18 protein-coding genes are annotated in these 17,474 nt (G+C 31.2%); 3 read left to right on the forward strand and 15 right to left on the reverse strand.

Going from position 1 to position 17,474, the window contains the following annotated elements; all coding sequences use genetic code 11:
* Position 1 precedes the first annotated feature (1 nt).
* Positions 2-3,019 (forward strand): multidrug efflux RND transporter permease subunit CmeF, encoded by a 3,018-nt coding sequence (cmeF, locus tag SR62_RS05055; protein WP_038401396.1) that lies wholly within the window; start codon positions 2-4, stop codon positions 3,017-3,019.
* Between the two features lie 23 nt (positions 3,020-3,042).
* Here the strand turns inward: cmeF and SR62_RS05060 are convergent, their stop codons facing one another.
* From SR62_RS05060 to SR62_RS05075, 4 genes are read right to left on the reverse strand one after another with little or no spacing between them, the layout of a single operon-like run.
* Positions 3,043-3,849 carry an adenylosuccinate lyase gene (locus SR62_RS05060; protein ID WP_002852998.1) on the reverse strand — a complete coding sequence of 269 codons (807 nt, stop codon included), beginning with the start codon at positions 3,847-3,849 and terminating at the stop codon, positions 3,043-3,045.
* Positions 3,850-4,569 (reverse strand): arginyltransferase, encoded by a 720-nt coding sequence (locus SR62_RS05065; protein WP_002853863.1) that lies wholly within the window; start codon positions 4,567-4,569, stop codon positions 3,850-3,852. It lies immediately after the preceding gene.
* The gene (locus tag SR62_RS05070; protein ID WP_002853000.1) at positions 4,569-4,820 is read right to left on the reverse strand and encodes a hypothetical protein; all 252 of its coding nucleotides are present in this window, start codon (positions 4,818-4,820) and stop codon (positions 4,569-4,571) included. Before SR62_RS05070 ends, SR62_RS05065 begins: the two co-directional genes overlap by 1 nt.
* Before the next feature lie 3 nt (positions 4,821-4,823).
* A complete protein-coding gene (locus SR62_RS05075; RefSeq protein ID WP_002859175.1) occupies positions 4,824-6,269 on the reverse strand; it encodes an acetyl-CoA carboxylase subunit A in 1,446 nt (481 codons plus the stop codon).
* Positions 6,270-6,408: 139 nt separating this feature from the next.
* Between SR62_RS05075 and ftsW the strand changes: the two genes are divergently transcribed.
* Together ftsW and murG are read left to right on the forward strand one after the other, a co-directional pair.
* A complete protein-coding gene (gene ftsW / locus SR62_RS05080) occupies positions 6,409-7,572 on the forward strand; it encodes a putative lipid II flippase FtsW (protein WP_002853553.1) in 1,164 nt (387 codons plus the stop codon).
* A complete protein-coding gene (gene murG, locus SR62_RS05085) occupies positions 7,569-8,597 on the forward strand; it encodes an undecaprenyldiphospho-muramoylpentapeptide beta-N-acetylglucosaminyltransferase (protein ID WP_002866070.1) in 1,029 nt (342 codons plus the stop codon). Before ftsW ends, murG begins: the two co-directional genes overlap by 4 nt.
* Here murG and SR62_RS05090 read toward each other — a convergent pair.
* The 11 genes from SR62_RS05090 to SR62_RS05140 form a co-directional block, all read right to left on the reverse strand.
* Positions 8,568-9,731 (reverse strand): MFS transporter, encoded by a 1,164-nt coding sequence (locus tag SR62_RS05090; RefSeq protein WP_002866071.1) that lies wholly within the window; start codon positions 9,729-9,731, stop codon positions 8,568-8,570. The two genes, murG and SR62_RS05090, sit on opposite strands and share 30 nt — an antisense overlap.
* A 7-nt stretch (positions 9,732-9,738) precedes the next feature.
* Positions 9,739-10,590, reverse strand: a complete 852-nt coding sequence (locus SR62_RS05095; protein ID WP_002866072.1) for an ATP-binding protein — start codon at positions 10,588-10,590, stop codon at positions 9,739-9,741.
* 62 nt (positions 10,591-10,652) lie between these two features.
* Positions 10,653-11,543 (reverse strand): helix-turn-helix domain-containing protein, encoded by an 891-nt coding sequence (locus SR62_RS05100; RefSeq protein ID WP_002852985.1) that lies wholly within the window; start codon positions 11,541-11,543, stop codon positions 10,653-10,655.
* Positions 11,540-12,145, reverse strand: a complete 606-nt coding sequence (locus SR62_RS05105; RefSeq protein WP_002866073.1) for a thiamine phosphate synthase — start codon at positions 12,143-12,145, stop codon at positions 11,540-11,542. Before SR62_RS05105 ends, SR62_RS05100 begins: the two co-directional genes overlap by 4 nt.
* On the reverse strand, positions 12,135-13,280 hold the full coding sequence (thiH, locus tag SR62_RS05110) for a 2-iminoacetate synthase ThiH (protein ID WP_147502290.1): 1,146 nt from the start codon (positions 13,278-13,280) through the stop codon (positions 12,135-12,137). The genes SR62_RS05105 and thiH overlap by 11 nt, the downstream gene beginning before the upstream one ends.
* A gap of 2 nt (positions 13,281-13,282) precedes the next feature.
* Entirely contained in the window at positions 13,283-14,059 is a 777-nt protein-coding gene (locus SR62_RS05115) for a thiazole synthase (RefSeq protein ID WP_002868652.1), read from the reverse strand.
* A gap of 2 nt (positions 14,060-14,061) precedes the next feature.
* A complete protein-coding gene (thiF, locus tag SR62_RS05120) occupies positions 14,062-14,865 on the reverse strand; it encodes a thiamine biosynthesis protein ThiF (protein WP_074484145.1) in 804 nt (267 codons plus the stop codon).
* On the reverse strand, positions 14,862-15,053 hold the full coding sequence (gene thiS / locus SR62_RS05125) for a sulfur carrier protein ThiS (protein WP_002858367.1): 192 nt from the start codon (positions 15,051-15,053) through the stop codon (positions 14,862-14,864). Before thiS ends, thiF begins: the two co-directional genes overlap by 4 nt.
* 9 nt (positions 15,054-15,062) lie before the next feature.
* The gene (gene dapE / locus SR62_RS05130; protein WP_002877725.1) at positions 15,063-16,160 is read right to left on the reverse strand and encodes a succinyl-diaminopimelate desuccinylase; all 1,098 of its coding nucleotides are present in this window, start codon (positions 16,158-16,160) and stop codon (positions 15,063-15,065) included.
* Positions 16,161-16,163: 3 nt separating this feature from the next.
* Positions 16,164-16,763, reverse strand: a complete 600-nt coding sequence (locus tag SR62_RS05135) for a LysE family translocator (RefSeq protein WP_002779102.1) — start codon at positions 16,761-16,763, stop codon at positions 16,164-16,166.
* On the reverse strand, positions 16,756-17,457 hold the full coding sequence (locus SR62_RS05140) for an SIR2 family NAD-dependent protein deacylase (RefSeq protein WP_002866083.1): 702 nt from the start codon (positions 17,455-17,457) through the stop codon (positions 16,756-16,758). Before SR62_RS05140 ends, SR62_RS05135 begins: the two co-directional genes overlap by 8 nt.
* Positions 17,458-17,474 lie beyond the last annotated feature (17 nt).

Here is a 17,474-nt window from a genome sequence, read left to right on the forward strand (position 1 = left end):
AATGTTTAAACTGGCTATAAACCGACCTATTACCGTGCTAATGTTTTTCTTAGCTCTTATGATTTTTGGGCTAATCTCTGCTTTTAGCATGAGTGTAAATTTATTTCCTAATGTTTCCATACCTCTTATAAAAATCACAAGCAAGATAAATGGGGATTTAAATTTCGTAGAATCAAAAGTCACTAAAGAAATAGAAAATGCTTTAAGTGAAATCGATGGAGTAAAGACCATAACCTCAGCTGCATATGATAATTTTAGTGTAAGTGTAGTCGAGTTTAAACTGGGTAAAAATCTTGAAGTAGCTGCCAATGATGTGCGTGATAAAATAGGAACTTTAAGCCTACCTTCTAAGCCTGAAATTGAAAAAATCAGTTCAGATTCTGGTTCTGCTATTTCACTTTTTCTATATTCTAAAGATAAATTACAACTCATGCGTGAAATCAATGACAAAATAAAACCTTTTTTGCAAAGAGTTGAAGGAGTAGGTAAAATCGAAGCTAAGGGGTTTTTAGAACCCCAAATTCGCATAGAATTAAAACCAAACGAACTTAGAAAATACAATCTTAACGCCCTTGATGTAGCAAATATCATCAAAAGTCAAAATTTTAAACAAGCTCTAGGCGAACTTAACAACAATCAAGATAACTATATCATCAAAGGCTATTTTGAAGCCACAAATTTAGAAGAACTTAGCAATCTTCGCATAAAAACAGGAGTATTTTTAAGTGATATTGCTAATATTTCAAGCCTTTATGAAGATGAAAAACAAAGTGCTTTATACGAAGGTAAAGAAGGGGTGCTTTTAGAACTCGGAAAAATCACAAATTATAACACCCTTGAAATGATTAAAAATGTCAAAAATGCCTTGCCTATTTTAGAAAAACAAATTCCAAAAGATATAAGCATTAATATGCTTTATGATAAAAGCTTAAATATCCACAAGCACCTTTCTCAAGTGATTTTTGATATGGTTTTGGGGATTTTTCTAACCCTTGTTATCGTGTTTTTATTTTTAAGAAATTTAAGTGCAACTCTCATTGCTTGCATAGCTATACCTACTTCTATCATTTCAACTTTTTTTATTATCGATCTTTTAGGCTATGATTTAAACCGCTTAACTTTTATAGCTTTAACCTTAAGCATAGGAATTTTTATCGATGATGCTATAGTAGTGATTGAAAATATTGCTAAAAAACTAAAAACTTATCCGCCTTTACAAGCTGCTTTTTTAGGTATCAATGAAATAGGTTTTAGCGTTTTAAGCATAAGTATAGTTTTACTTTGTGTTTTTATCCCTATTTCTTATATGAACTCTATATCAGGGCTTTTTTTCAATGCCTTAGGCATAAGCGTTGCAAGTGGGATAGTTATAAGCTTTTTGGTTTCTGTATTTTTAATACCTAGTATTGGGGCAAGATTTTTAAATCCAAAAGAAAGCAAGTTTTATGAAAAAACAGAAGCTTTTTTTGAAAAAATAGAGCAAAAGTATGAAAATTTACTCTATAAAATTTTACAAAATAAAGTAAAATTTATCCTAGCCACTCTTGTTTTTATAGGGCTTTCTTTTGCTTTAGCCACTCGCATAGGGCTTGATTTTTTACCTATGGAAGATGATAGTGAAATTCAAGTTTTGCTTGAAAGCAAAAAGGATTTAAGTTTAGAAGCCATGAAAGAAAAAAGTTTAAATTTGCTTGAAAAAATCAAAAATGATAGCAATGTCAAATACGCTTTTTTACTTGTAGGCTATGATGATGCCAAAGATGCTACAAAGGCTAAAATTTATGTTAAACTTAAAAATTTAGACGAAAGAAATTTAAGACAAAGTGCCATAGTAAGTTTATATCGTCAAAAATTTCAAGATGAAAGTTTAAAAATCAAAATTTTAGAACTTCCAAAGATAGAGGGTGCAGGCATTGATGATCCCGTGCAATTTTTAATCTTAGGAGATGATTTAAACACTCTGAAAGAAGCTGCTTCTCAGGCAAAAGAAATTTTAGGCACTAATGCACGCATTGTAGATATAAGTGATAATGCTAATGCTACAAAAGATGAAGTAGCCTTACACATCAACAAAGAAAAAGCCAAACTTTTAGATGTCAATCCTCAATATATCGCTGGGGTTTTAGGGTATTCTTTCTCGCAACTTAGCGTAGGAAGCATGGATAGAGGCAATTCAAAAGATGATATTATCCTAAGTTTTGCTCCAGAATTTAAAAAAGACATAGAAGCTTTAAAGCGCATTAGCATTAAAAACAACCAAGGTATAAATTTAGAACTTTCAAGCGTGGTGGATTTTATATACAGTAAAGATTTAAAAACTATCAATCGTTACAATAAAAACCGCTCTGTGAAAATCACAGCTGGAGTGAATGATCTTTCCTTAGGAGCGGTGCAAAAACTTTTACTAGATAATATGGATAAAATTTTAAATAACAATCCAAGTCTTAGCTATGCTTTTTCAGGCTTTATCAATCTTTTAGGTGAAACCGTGCAAGGTTTTGCTATGGCAGTAGCACTTGCTTTTGTTTTAATTTATCTTGTTTTAGCCGCACTTTATGAAAGTTTTATTCTGCCTTTAATCATCATGATAACCATGCCTTTAGCCTTTGGCGGAGCTTCTATAGGGCTTTTTATCACAGGGCATAATTTTTCACTTTTTGTACTTATTGCCATCATCTTACTTTTTGGTATGGTGGGGAAAAATGCTATTTTACTCGTAGATGTAGCTAATAAAAAATGCCATGAAGGTTTAGATCCCGATAAAGCTCTTTTAATCGCTGGAAAATCGCGCTTAAGGGCTATATTGATGACAACTTTTGCTATGATTTTTGCTATGCTCCCACTTGCTCTTTCAAGGGGTGCGGGCTATGAAGCTAATTCTCCTATGGCAATAGCCATTATCTTTGGACTTATAAGTTCGACTTTGCTTACCTTACTCGTAGTACCTGCACTTTTTAAATTTTGTTTTAAACTAGATAGCAAATTAAGAAAAATTTATGAGAGAGAAAAATTAAATTAACCAAAATGATTAATTTAATTTTTTTAAGTATTATTCTTATAAAGTGCTTTTAAGTTATCATAGGCGATTTGTATTTTTTCAAACTGTTCTCTTGCGTAAGCTTTTTCTATTGCACTTTTTCCTTGATGAAAATCAGGATGATAAAGTTTTACCAAAATCAAATATTTTTGTCTGATTTCACTAAGATCATTTTGCGGAGTGCATTCTAAAGTATTAAAATAATTACTAAAAAGCTTAGCTAAAGCATTAAATTTCCATTTCATATTTTCTTTATTGTGAATATTTTGGCGAAATTTTTTATACTCTTCGCGGTCAACTTCAAAATTCACGCAATATTTTAAATGCTCGCTCTCATCTGCAAAAGCTTCAAAAAGTTCAAGGGTATTCTCGTTTTTATATTCTAAAATTAGAATATTTGTCATTTCATTATATTCTATATTATGATCTTGAAAATAATTTCTTATATAAGTAATAAATAATTTTTCATTAGAGCTTAACTTCATCAAAATTCTACCCGCAACAAAATCAATCTTGATAAACAACATAGGCTTAAGCATATTATTTTGCTCAAAAATTAATCTAAAAGTTTTAAAATGAGCATCTTGTAAATTCTCTATACCTTCATTTGTGCTTTTACGATATTTTTGATCTAAAACTTTTAAGAAATAACGGCGCTGTGGAATTTCATTTTCTTCAAAAAAAGAAAAAATTTTATTTTTTCGTCCTATAACCTTTGTGAAATTTTTGGTAATCAAGTCTTTAAAATACTGAAATACGCTAATATCATCTGTATTAACATTGATAGTTTCTAAAGTTTGCACGATTTGCATCTATTTCTCCCATAAAACCTCATTTTCAAAAAGCTCTTTAGTGCCTTTTAAAATTTCATTGGGTGTATAATCGGCTTTATAAGATAAAGATTGACACTTTTTTACAAAATACCCAAGATAAATATAATCTAAGTTCATTTTTTTAGCTATTTGTATTTCATTGAGCAAAGAAAATTTACCCAAAGAAAAATACGAAAAATCAGGATCATAAAAACAATAAATGCTTGAAATTCCATCCTCTAAAATATCAATCAAATCAACACAAACGAGCTTATCTTCTATATAAAATGCAAGCTCATATCCAAAATTCATAAAACCATCGACATAAAGATTATAATACTGTTTAAAGCTTAAATCATAACGCTTCCAGTTCTTTTTTTCTTCCATAAAACGATGGTATTTATCATATAAAAACAAATGTTCATTGCTTAAATTGGGCGTTCTAAGTATAACTTTGGTGTTAATATTTTTATTTACAACCCTTCTTTCACTTCTTGAAAAATTATATTCATTAACTAAAATTCTAAGACTTAAACATTCATCACAATCTTTACAAATAGGGCGTGAAAAATACCTACCAAAACGACGCCAACCTCGTTTTATTAGCTCATTATTGATTTCTTTAGGGCAATTTTCAATGTATTTATACTCTATTCTTGAACGTTTATCCTTTAAGTAAGGACACTGATCTTCAAGAGTACAAAAACCAATCTCAAGCATTAAATTTTCTTAATATCTGTATTTTTGATAAATTCGGAAAATTCATCCTGTAGTTTTTCTTGCTTTAAGAAAATTTCTTGCATTTCCTTATCTATGTTTGTTTCTTGATTTTTTTCGCGAATATCTTTAGCTAGTTTTTCTAAATTTTTTACACTTGCACCACTCTTGCTTGATTTCTTCGCTAATTTTGAAGTATTGGTGTTAGCTTGCATTTCTTTTTTAATACTTTTAAGACTGTCTAAAAAATCCATCTATTATTCCCTACTTTCTCGTATTTTTTTAAGCGTAGCAGCTATTGCAGCTATAACTTCTTCTTTATTTTCTTGATGACGATCTTCTGTTTTTTCTAATAATTCTTGCATATGTGTTTCTATGAAAGAGGTGTCTAAATACCCCCTTCTAAATTCTCTTGTTTTTGTAATGGCAATTAAAAATGGTATTGTTGTTCTAATATCATCAATCACAAATTCCTTCAAAGCACGCTCAAGTTTATTAACCGCTAAATCATAACTTGTTGCTTTAATAATAAGCTTTGCAAGCATGGAATCATAATAAGGCGGCACAGTATAGTCTTTATAAATATGACTATCAACCCTAACAGATGGTCCAAGAGCTGGGTAGTATTCTCCTATTTTTCCAGGACTTGGAATAAAATTTTTCCATACATTTTCAGCAGTAATTCTAGCTTCAATAGCAAAACCCCTAGGTTTAATATCGCTTTGTTCTAAGTCCAAAATTTCTCCTGCTGCAATACGAATTTGTCTTACAATAAGATCAATACCTGTAATTTCTTCAGTAATTGGATGCTCAACTTGAATTCTTGTATTCATTTCCATAAAATAAAAGCGATTATAATCATCAAGCAAAAACTCTATAGTTCCAGCATTTGTATAACCTACAGCCTTAGCAGCTGCCACAGCTGTAACACCCATGGTTTTTCTAAGATTATCTGAAATTCCAGGGCAAGGTGCTATCTCAATTACCTTTTGATGTCTTCTTTGAATAGAACAATCCCTTTCACAAAGATGGATAATATTTCCGTAGTTATCTCCTAAAATTTGAAATTCTATATGTCTGGGATTAACTACATATTTTTCCATAAATACTTCATCATTATTAAAGTATGTTAAAGCTTCTCTTTTGCAAGATTCAAAGGCATTTTCAAGATCTTGTTCTTTATGAACAACGCGAATTCCGCGTCCACCTCCACCACCTGAAGCTTTTAAAATAACAGGATAACCAATCTTCTCAGCAAAAATTTTAATTTCTTCCATGCTATAGGAATTTAATTTTTCAGTCCCTGGAACAATAGGTATGCCATTTTTAGCCATTAACTTACGAGCGATATTTTTATTTCCCATCTTATGGATTACTTCAGATTTTGGACCTATAAAAATAATTCCAGTATCTTCACAAGCCTTAGCAAATTCGTAATTCTCACTTAAAAATCCATAACCAGGATGGATCGCATCAGCACCACAAGCCTTAGCAATCTCGACAATACGAGCAACATCTAAATATCCTCTTATAGCATCCGTTCCTATGCGATAAGCCTCATCTGCGATTTTTACATGCAAACATTCACGATCAGGCTCTGTAAAAACTGCAACACTTTTAATATGTAAATCTCTACAAGCACGGATTACTCTAACAGCTATTTCAGCTCTATTTGCTATGAGAATTTTATGGATTTGATTCATAATTTGCCTTTTTTGTTATATTTTTATTGTTAATTTTAGCAAATTTTCCTTACAAAAACTTAGCAAAAAATTTAATTTATTTTAGTTATAATAAAACTTTTTAAAATTTTAATTCCAATAAAGAAAAGTTATAATTATAATGGTTGCTGATAAAAGATTATTTTATTTAAGTTGTATTTTAATCACCATAGGAATAGTATTTTCATACTCTCTTACAGCTTTTACTGTTCTTTTTCTTGACTATAGCGAGTTTCATTTTTTTATTCGTCAGCTTTTTTTTGGAATTAGTGGCATACTTATAATGTTTTTTATTTCTCGATTGGATCCTGATAAAGCACTTTCTAAAAAAATTATTTTAGCTATTTTGATTATTTCTTTTATCTTTATCATCATTTTGCCATTTTTACCTTCTGCATTAGCAACAGCTAGCGGAGGAGCTAAACGCTGGATACGCTTAGGCCCACTCTCTATCTCTCCTGTGGAATTTTTTAAAATAGGATTGATTTATTTTTTAGCATGGAGCTATACAAGGCGTATTGATGATAGTAAAAAAGCTATCAGACACGAGGCTTTAATTCTTCTGCCTTATTGTATCTTAGCTTCTATAGTTATAGGATATATTTATATCACTCAAAACGATTTAGGACAAAGTGTAATTTCTTTCTTTTTGATTCTAGCTTTAGCTTTTTTTGCAGGAGCTAGTAAAAGACTTTTTGCTTTTGGAACTTTAATCATTATGATGATAGGTATAATGGTAATTTTTAGCAACCAAAGAAGAATTCAAAGAATCGCTTCTTGGTGGGGAAATATACAAGATGCTTTTTTACCTATGCTTCCTGATTGGCTGGCAAATGCTTTAAGAGTAAGTAGCAACAGCGAGCCTTATCAAATTTCACACTCTTTAAATGCTATAGCCCATGGAGGAATGTTTGGCGAAGGCTTAGGACTTGGAACTTTTAAATTAGGCTTTTTAAGTGAAGTGCATACTGACTTTGTTCTTTCAGGAATTACTGAAGAAATAGGACTCTTAGGTCTTGGGGTTATTTGCTATATTTATCTTTGGATGATTTTAAGAATTTTTAGAATTGCAGGAAGATGTGAAGCTAAACAAGATTTTATTTTTTGTTCAGGCATAGCCTTACTTTTACTTTTTTCTTTCTTTATGAATGCTTTTGGTATTATTTCTCTTACTCCACTAAAAGGTGTAGCGGTTCCACTTTTAAGCTATGGAGGAAGTTCAATGTGGGCAATTTGCATAGGCATAGGATATGTATTAATGATTTCAAAAAAGGTTAAATTATGACAATAGCTTTAACAGGTGGTGGAACTGGAGGACATTTGGCCATAGTGCGTTGCTTATTAGAAAGTGCGATTAAAAAAAATATAGAATGTGTATACATAGGCAGTCAAAATGGTCAAGATAAAGCTTGGTTTGAAAATGAAGTACGCTTTAAGGAAAAATTTTTTTTAAGCTCTAAAGGAGTGGTTAATCAAAGCAAATTTGGCAAAATCAGTTCTTTACTCCACACCTTAAAACTCTCCAAAGATTGTAGAGAAATTTTTAAAAAATACCACATCCAAGCCGTTTTTAGTGTAGGTGGATATAGTGCAGCTCCTGCATCTTTTGCAGCTTTATTCTCACATTTGCCTCTTTTTATACATGAACAAAATTCAAAAAGCGGCTCTTTAAATATGCTTTTAAAACCTTTCGCTACAAAATTTTTTAGCGCCTTTGAAAAAGAAATTAGCCCTTATCCCGTAGCAGATAAATTTTTTGATAATGCTAGGATTCGCAAAGAATTAAAAAATATTATTTTCCTAGGAGGATCACAAGGAGCTCAATTTATCAACGAACTAGCTTTAAATTTAGCACCAAAACTTCAAGAACAAAATATCAAAATCATCCATCAATGTGGAAAAAATGATTTTGAAAAGTGCAAAAAACATTATCAAAGCTTAAATATCCAAGCTGATATTTTTGATTTTAGTTTAAATTTGGAAGAAAAAATGAAAAATGCAGATCTAGCTATATCAAGAGCAGGTGCAAGTACTCTTTTTGAACTTTGCGCTAATACTTTACCCACTATTTTTATACCTTATCCTTATGCAGCTAAAAATCATCAATACTTTAATGCTAAATTTTTACAAGATCAAGCTTTATGTCAAATTTTTATGCAAAACTCTATTAATCTTGATGAATTTTTTAAGTCAATATTAAAACTAAATCTAGAAAATATTTCTACAAGATTGCAAAATATAACCCAAAAAAATGGCGCAGATATGCTAATCCAAAAAGCTTTATTTGATAATTTGACTTTTATAAGATAAATATCCAAAGATATTTACTAAAATTCCAACAAAAACTAACATCAAAATAGCAAATGAAAAATTTTCAAATTTATCATGCAAAAAACCTATAATCCATTGTCCTTGTGCTGCAATTAAATATCCAAAACCCTGAGCTAAAGCAGAAAGTCTCGCTGCTATTTGAGCATTAGAGCTTTTTTGTGCAATAAAAAGCAACGCAATGCCAAAAACTCCACCCCATGGAAAACCCATGATAAAAGCACTAATAATAATAGAAATTTTGCTATCAAAAATAAAGAGTATACCAAAAGCGATCACATACATACTGCACAAACCTGCTATGTAAAAAGTATGTAAATTTTGTCTTAATTTTCCTAAAAGTAAAGGGCCAAAAAGAGACACTGGAGCTGCAACAAGTTGAGCAAATAAAACCATACTTGTAGAAAATTCTTTATCAAATCCTTTTTCTACAACAATTTGAACATACCAAAAAAACAAAGAATAAGCTAAAAAACTTTGAAATCCCATAAAAAGAGTAATTTTCCAAGTTGTTAAATTTGTAAAAAGATTGATTTTTTTATGAGCTTTTTTCTTAATGCGAAAAAATCTACCATTTTTAGCTTGAGGATAGTAAACTACTAAAGCTATAAAAGAAAAAATAGCCCAGAAAAACATAGCTCCAGCTAAATCAAATACACTAAGCAAAGGTATAGCTAAAGCAATACCCATAATCGAAGAAATACTCAAAACAAGACTATAAATTCCCATTATACTTGCCATTTTTTTTGGAAATTTTTCTTTAATAAAACTAGGAAGTAAAACATTTGCAATTGCAATACCACAGCCCATTGCTAACATTCCTAAAAATAAGCCATATACACCAAAATAAGAACGAATAATTTCGCCTAAAAAAATTAAAAAAATTCCAAAAACAATAGCACGAATAGGAGAAAAATACCCCACAATAAAAGAAATACTTCCAAAAGCTATCAAAGGAAGACTTGTAAGTATGCCCGCTACGGTTGAGTTTAAATAATACTTATCTTTAATAATATCAATAATAGGCCCCACTGCAGTAATTGGGGCTCTAAGATTAAAAGCTACAATAATAACAATAATAACATTAATCCAAAATATCTTTTTAAAAGAAGCCATAAAAGCCTTATTTATTAAGTTCTACTTTGAATATTTTACCTTCTGCCATCTTAGGAATCCATAAAATATTACCTTCAATAAATATATCTGCAGGACCTTTCATCAAAGGAAGTTCAAGTTTTACAGATTTAACATTATCTAAATTATAAATATATCCATTTAGATTATTTCCCCAAGAACTTACCAATAAACCATCTTTATAAGGAACTATTCCATCATAAGATTCTTTTTCATTTTTAATTATACTGAGTTCTTTTGTATTTAAATCATAAGCCATTACAACACCGCCACTTACACCATCAGGATGATAACCAGCTATAAAAAGCTTATGTTTTTTTCTATCTAGATATAACCCATTTGGACCGCCAAATTTTGCTAAATCAAGTTTTAATAATTCATCATATTGCTTAGTTTTTAAATCAACCTTTAAAATAAGTCCTGTGCCAGTATCGCTAACCAAAAGCGTATTGTCGTCTAATTTTTCTATGTCATTTAAAAAGATTGCACCTTTAATAGGTAAATTAAAAATTTCTTTTTTAGTTTTAAGATCAAAACCGCGTAAAACATCGATATCTACCACATAAAGAGTTTTTCCAATCTCCATCATACCTTTTGGTGCATTAAGATGGGTTAAAAATTTATATTCTAGCACTTTGCCATTTTTATCAAGTTTAGAAATAAATCCATCATTATCTTTCGCCAAAGGTTCAAGTTTTTCTCCTACATTAGATACATAAACATAGTTTTTATCTACAAAAATACTTTCAGGGTTTTTAAAACCATCAAATTCTTGATATTTTAATTCACTTGCACCAAGCAAACTTCCAAGAAGCGCTAAACTTAAAACATATTTTTTCATATTTTCTCCTTTATTTAAAAATATTTTCATTGAATTATATTTATTTAGATAAAAAAAATGTGCTAGTTTTTTGATAAAAAATACAAGTTTTTTGTTTTTTGATATTGCTTAGGAGTTTGCTCATATTTCTCTTTAAATCTTTCAATAAACCAAGCTACCGAAGAAAAAGCGCACTCATTAGCTATTTCATTGATATTTTTTTTAGAAAATTTAAGTAAAATCTTTGCTTTTTGCAACCTTTTTTCATCTAACCATTTTTTAGGACTTTGTCCAAAACATTTCTTAAATTCTTTAGAAAAAGTTGCTAAATCTAATTTCGCAAAATTAGACATTTCATTTACGCTTAAAAATTCTCTACCACAATACTCAAAAAGCTGGGAAAGATCAAGGCGAAATTCTTTTAAAATTCCTGATAAAAAACTAATAAAATAAATATTCTTATTTAAAAGCAAATGTAAAAAAATCTCTTCAAATTTCAAACTCACTATAGGATCTAAAATTTGCGTATTTTCTTCAAAATGCGGTGAAAAACTTTCCAAAATTCCTTGCAAAATCTTATCATTTTTTACCCAAAAAATTTCATAGTTTTGAAACTTTTGATCTAGTTTAAAAAAATCTTTATACTTATAAATAAGCTCAATTAAAAATGCATTGTCAAAAAAAAATAAATAAGCTTCATAAACTCCTTTACTAAGTCCTACATTGCTTAAAGTATAGCTCCCAGCTTTTAAAAACAAAGTTTCATAAGAGTTAATCTTATAATCTTTTGATGCAGTGTGTAAAATTTTATATCCTTTGCGAACAAAAGTTAAAAGATGACTTCCTACATTAACAAAAGTAGAATGCGAAGTATCCGTTTGTGTATATTTAGCAAAAGTGCAAGATTTAATTTTTTTATAATTGACACCTTTTAATTGCTTTAAATCTTCTGGTAAAGAAAGAATTTTATTCATCGTAAATTTTGCCTACATTCTAAAAGATACTTTTTAAGATCTTTTTCTTTCATTAAAATTTCACGCATACAAACGCCTGCTATATTTATATCTTTAAAATTTTCTATATTTTGAGTATTGATACCGCCTATAGCATAAAGTGGAATTTGACTAAATTCAAGCAAGGATTTTAAAAAATCAATCCCTTTAGGCTCTAAACCCACCTTGCAAGAACTTTCAAAAATATGCCCTACAAAAGCATAATTTACCTTATAACTCATCGCCTCTAAAAGCTCTTCTTTACTATGGACTGAAGTGCCAAGTATATGAAAATATTTTATTAATTTAGGCTCTTTTCTTAGCAAAGAAAGCGGTGCGTGAAAATAACGATGCCCCAATTTTAAACACTCCCTATCAAAAAAATGCAAAAAACAAGTCACTTTTTGCTTTACGCAAATGCTTAAAACTTCTTTTGCTAAATCATAATACTCAAATTCGCTTAAATCTTTTTCTCTTAAAACTATAGCATCTACCTTAGCCTTAGCAAGTTTTTCAATCTGCTTTAAAAAGTCTATTTCTACACATTTTCTATCGCTTATGGCGATGATTTTTTTATCCCACATAGATACTATCGCTCATCACAGCTTGTAAATTGGATCTTTTAAGCATAGCTAAAATTTCATCTACGCTTCTATCATCTGAAATTTCAAACTGCTCATCACCCTTTTTCTCACCCTTATGCTCACCTATACCCACACTCACTCCTGCACTCATTTTAGTAGCACCAAGCTTAATAACCTCATCTCTAAAGCCTATTCTTTCACGACTTGAAATGGTAATGCCTGCAAAAGGTAAAAAAAGTCTATAAGCACAAAGTACTTGCAAAAGGCGTTTTTCACTCACATCTTTAGGATGAATTTTAGCATTATTGATAATAGGCCTTAAACGTGGTACTGAAATAGAAATTTCAGCATGAGGATAAGCTTGTTGTAAAAAATGCGCATGAAGTGCCGTAGCAAGGGCGTCTTTTCTAAAATCATCTATACCCAAAAGTGCGCCAAAAGCCACTCCACGCATACCCGCTTTTAAAGCTCTTTCTTGAGCATTAAAGCGATAAGGGAAAATGCGTTTTTCACCAGCTAAATGAATTTTAGAATATTTTAAAGCATTGTAAGTTTCTTGAAAAACAGTCACATAATCACAACCCTTTTCATGCAAAATTTTATATTCATCTTCATTCATAGGATAAATTTCAACGCCTACAACCTTAAAATACTCTCTAGCTATTTTACAAGCATTTGCTATATATTCTACACTTGCAAACTCCCTACCCTCGCCTGTTAGCATTAAAATTTCTTCTAAACCACTTTTAGCAATGGCTTGCATTTCTTCGTGAATTTCAGCTTCACTTAGCTTGGCTCTTGCGATTTTATTACCTTTTTGAAAACCACAATAAACACATTTAGAATTACAATAATTTGACAAATAAAGTGGGGTAAAAAGAGAGATAGAATTTCCAAAATATTTTTGCTTGACTTTAGCGGATTTAAAGGCTAATTCTTCTATGAAATCTTCTGCTGCACTTGAAAGCAAAGCTTTTAAATGCTCTATGCTTAAATGTGTTTGATTTAAAGCATTTTTAACATCTTTAGCGCTAAATTGACTCTCATCATAACTTTGAAATTGAGTTAAAACCTTGTTTAAAATTTCGCTTTTTATTTCCTGCATATGAGGTAAATACTGCATATAATCTTGCATAATCAATCCCTTAAAAAGCCTGTTAATGGAGAACTTGCTTTAGCTTTACTCACACTTGCCAAACCTGCTAAAAAAGCCGCTCTTCCCGCATTTACTGCCAAAGAAAACGCTTTAGCCATTAAAGCAACATCTTTTGCTTCAGCTATGGCTGTATTTACCATCACCGCACTTACTCCCATTTGCATAGCTTCACAAGCTTGTGAAGGACTTCCAATACCCGCATCTACAATGATAGGCAAATCAATTTCATTAAGCAAAATTTGTATAAATTCCTTAGCACATAAACCTTTATTGCTCCCAATAGGCGCTGCTAAAGGCATGATAGCCGCAGCTCCAGCATCACGCATAGCTCTAGCTGCGTAAAGATCAGCATGCATGTAAGGTAGGGGCGTAAAACCCTCTTTAGCTAAAAGCTCACAAGCTTTAATCGTTTCATAATTATCAGGCAGCAAATACCTACTATCGCTTATCACTTCTATCTTGATAAGTTCTCCACAACCAAGCTCTCTTGAAAGCCTTGCAATGCGTAAAGCTTCATCGGCGTTTCTTGCGCCTGAAGTGTTGGGTAAAAGTGTGATATTTTTAGGGATATAATCAAGTATATTAGCAATTTCCCCTGTATTTGCACGGCGTAAGGCTAGAGTGATGATCTGCGCTTTAGCTTCTTCTATAGCTGATTTTATAAGCTCTAGCGAATATTTTCCAGAACCTAAAATAAATCTTGAATCAAACTCGTATTTGCCTATTTTTAATTTATCGTTTTTTAAATTTTCTTGCATTTTTACTCCTTATTTGCTAAAAGTTCTAAAACAAGGTTACTTTGATGTCCTGCGCAAATATTTACCCTTGGCGCCATAAGTCCATTTCCTAGCTTAGCACCATTTACCAAATCCCCACACACATAGAAATTTTTAGCAATTTTTCTTGTTTGTATGCTGTTGCTATCACCATAGCCCGCAAGCCCTGAAGCGCAGATTAAAATACTATCTTTGTAAAATCTATGAAAATTTTGTGCCATCATTGCTTTTGCGATAGCACTATCAAAGGCTTCACAAACTATATCTATATCTTTAAACAAAGATTTTAAATTATCCTCATTGATTTTCAAAGTGCAAATTTCAACGCTGATATAAGGGTTAATCTCGCTAATTTGCTCTTTTAAAGCTTCGGTTTTAAATTTACCCAAATCACTTACACGATAAGCTTGACGATTCAAATTGCTAGGCTCAATCACATCAAAATCAATCAACTTTAAATACCCCACTCCACTTCTTGCTAAATTTATCGCAATGTGCGATCCAAGCCCACCTAAACCACAAACTGCCACGCGCCCATTTTTAAGTTTATCATGAAGTTTTGGAGTGTGTCTTGCTCTCATCATAGCGTCTAGCGCATCTTTTAGAGGTAAAGTATTTCTTTCTATACAAAAAAGCTCATCATCTTCGTTTAAAGCGATATTCTCTTTTGTTGCAAAACCATTGATAATCCATACATCATTTTCATTTTTGCTGATATTTTCAAAAAATTCCAAACTTGTTTTAAAGTCTGTATCAAGTTCTTTGCCATTAAATTTTACTCTCATCATCCACCTCCTACAAAACTTACAATTTCAGCTTTATCGTTTTCTTTTAAAATCAAATTTTCAAATTCGCTTTTTGGTACGATTTCTCCATTTAATTCTAAAGCAATAAGTTCAATTTTAAAACCTTTTTCTTTGATAAAATCCATAAATTTAAGCTCTTTTAACTCAAGCTTTTGTCCATTGATAATCATTCTAAACCTTTAAAAATTTTCTATCAAGTCTTTAAAAACAAGGCAAAGTTTTTCAAATTCTTCTATACTTACTCTTTCATCAATAGCGTGAATTCTATCATTACAAACCCCAAATTCCACTACTTTTACACCATATTTTGCAAAATACCTTGCATCACTTGTACCGCCTTTGGTATTAAGCTCTGGCACTTCATGAGTGATTTTTTGAACGCTTTCATTCATTTTTTGAACGATTTTATTATCGATATTTGTCAAAAAAGCTTCGCTTGATTGTTTTAGCTCTAACTCATAGTTTAAACCATGACAAATTTTTTCTACATAACTTTTTACATCTTCTAAACTTGTATCAGGGGAATTGCGAACATTAAACATAAGTTTTAAATCATTTGGCGTAACATTACACACCCCCATACCTCCGCGAATATCGGTAATAACGATTTTTGAAGGACTAAATTCAGCACTTCCAGGATCAAGATCAAAACCCGCTAAAAGCTTTAAAACTGGCGCAAAATCATGCACAGGATTGATACATTTTTCAGGATAAGCAACATGCCCTTGTTTTCCACGGATTAAAAGCTTTCCATTGATAGAACCACGACGCCCTATTTTAATACTATCACCAATTTTTTTAACACAGGTTGGCTCGGCAACCACAGCATAATCAGGTAGCATATCTCTTTCTTGCATCCATTCTAAAACAGCCTTAGTTCCATATATAGCTTCGCCTTCTTCATCACTTGTTAAAATAAGACTCAGCCTAGCTCCTTTAAAATCCGCATTCTTTGCCGCATCTACAAAGGCTGCTACTCCGCTTTTCATATCTTGAGCACCCCTTGCATAGATAAAGCCTTCTTTTTCCATAGGCACGAAAGCATCGCTACTCCAACCCTCGCCTGCAGGCACCACATCTACATGCCCACCAAAAGCTAAATGCTCACCCTCATCTTTAAATTTTTTAGTGAGTAAAAGGTTTTTAATGCCTTCTTTTTCTATGAAAAAAGCTTCAAAATCACTCAGTTCCATAGCGATGAAATTTAAAGCTCCATCATCATTTGGCGTAACAGATTTAAATTTTAAAAGTTCGATTAAAAATTCTTTTGCATTCATTTTTTATCCTAAGAAAGTTTTATATAATAAATTAAGAGCAAAATACTCTATAATTATAGCTGAAATTATATTGATTATAAAAACAACTTTTGCACTAAAAACATGACTATATCTTGCCACCACAAAGGCTAAAGCACTTACCCAAAAAAGTATAGCCACAACAAGCCCTAAAGTCATCAAATAAGCATGATCGCTGCTTAAAACCACACTTGCAGCACTAAGCCAAAATCCTATCACAAAAGGATTTGAACCATTTAAAAAAGCTCCTTTAATATAACTTTTCAAAAGACTTTCTTTAAATTCTTTATGCTCTAAATTTAAGCTTTCTTTCTTTTTTCTTAGCATCAAATACGCCATATAAGTTAAAAAACAAAAACCAAAAATCGCCAAAAAACGCATAAAAATGACATTGTCTAAGAAATTTAAAAGCCCAAATTGAAGCAAAAAAAGATAAAGCATATCTATACTAAATGCTCCAAGTCCTACAGCTATGGAATTTTTAAAAGCTTTTAGTGCATAAGTTAAAATCAAAATATTTACAGGTCCAAAAGGCACACTCACTCCAAAGCCCAAAAAAACTCCACTTAAAAAAGAATCAAACATTACCATCTTTCATAAAATTTTCTATATCAAGTGTGATTTTATCAATAGCGCTTATAATATCTTCTATATAGATTTTATCAAAATATCGCTCTAAATTCACATCTTTTTCATAAATATTTAAAATACTTTTTTCACACATTGAAGCATACTGCCCCACAGGCAAAACCGCCCCACTTGTGCCTATGCTAATAAATAATGAAGTTTGATGAAGTAAAGAATAAAGCGTAGCATAAGCAGGAGCTTGCTCTTCAAACATGACTATATTGTGTCTTAAATCCTTACTTTTGCATTTTGGGCATTGTTTATCTGTGAATTTTTCATAGCCTATATTAAAAATTCCTTCACATTTTAGGCAACGAAGTTCGGGCAAAAAGCCATGCAAATGAATCACATCTTTACACCCTGCACGCTCTAGTAAATCATCTACATTTTGCGTGATGACAAAAAGGTTTTTACCCCATTTTTCTTTTAATTGTGCGATTTTTTCATGAGCATGATTTGGCTTTACATTTTGAAGTTGTGCCCTTCTTGCATCGTAAAAATCAAGTACTTTTTTAGGATTTTTTCTAAAACCTGTTGCAGAGCAAACCTCCATCACATCGTATTCTTCCCAAAGTCCATCATTATCTCTAAAAGTTTTAAGCCCACTTGGAGCAGACAAACCCGCTCCGCTTAATATCATAATGTTTTTCATCGCTAAACCTTATAAAA

This window comes from Campylobacter sp. 2014D-0258, assembly GCF_008000495.1.
Lineage (GTDB): Bacteria > Campylobacterota > Campylobacteria > Campylobacterales > Campylobacteraceae > Campylobacter_D > Campylobacter_D jejuni.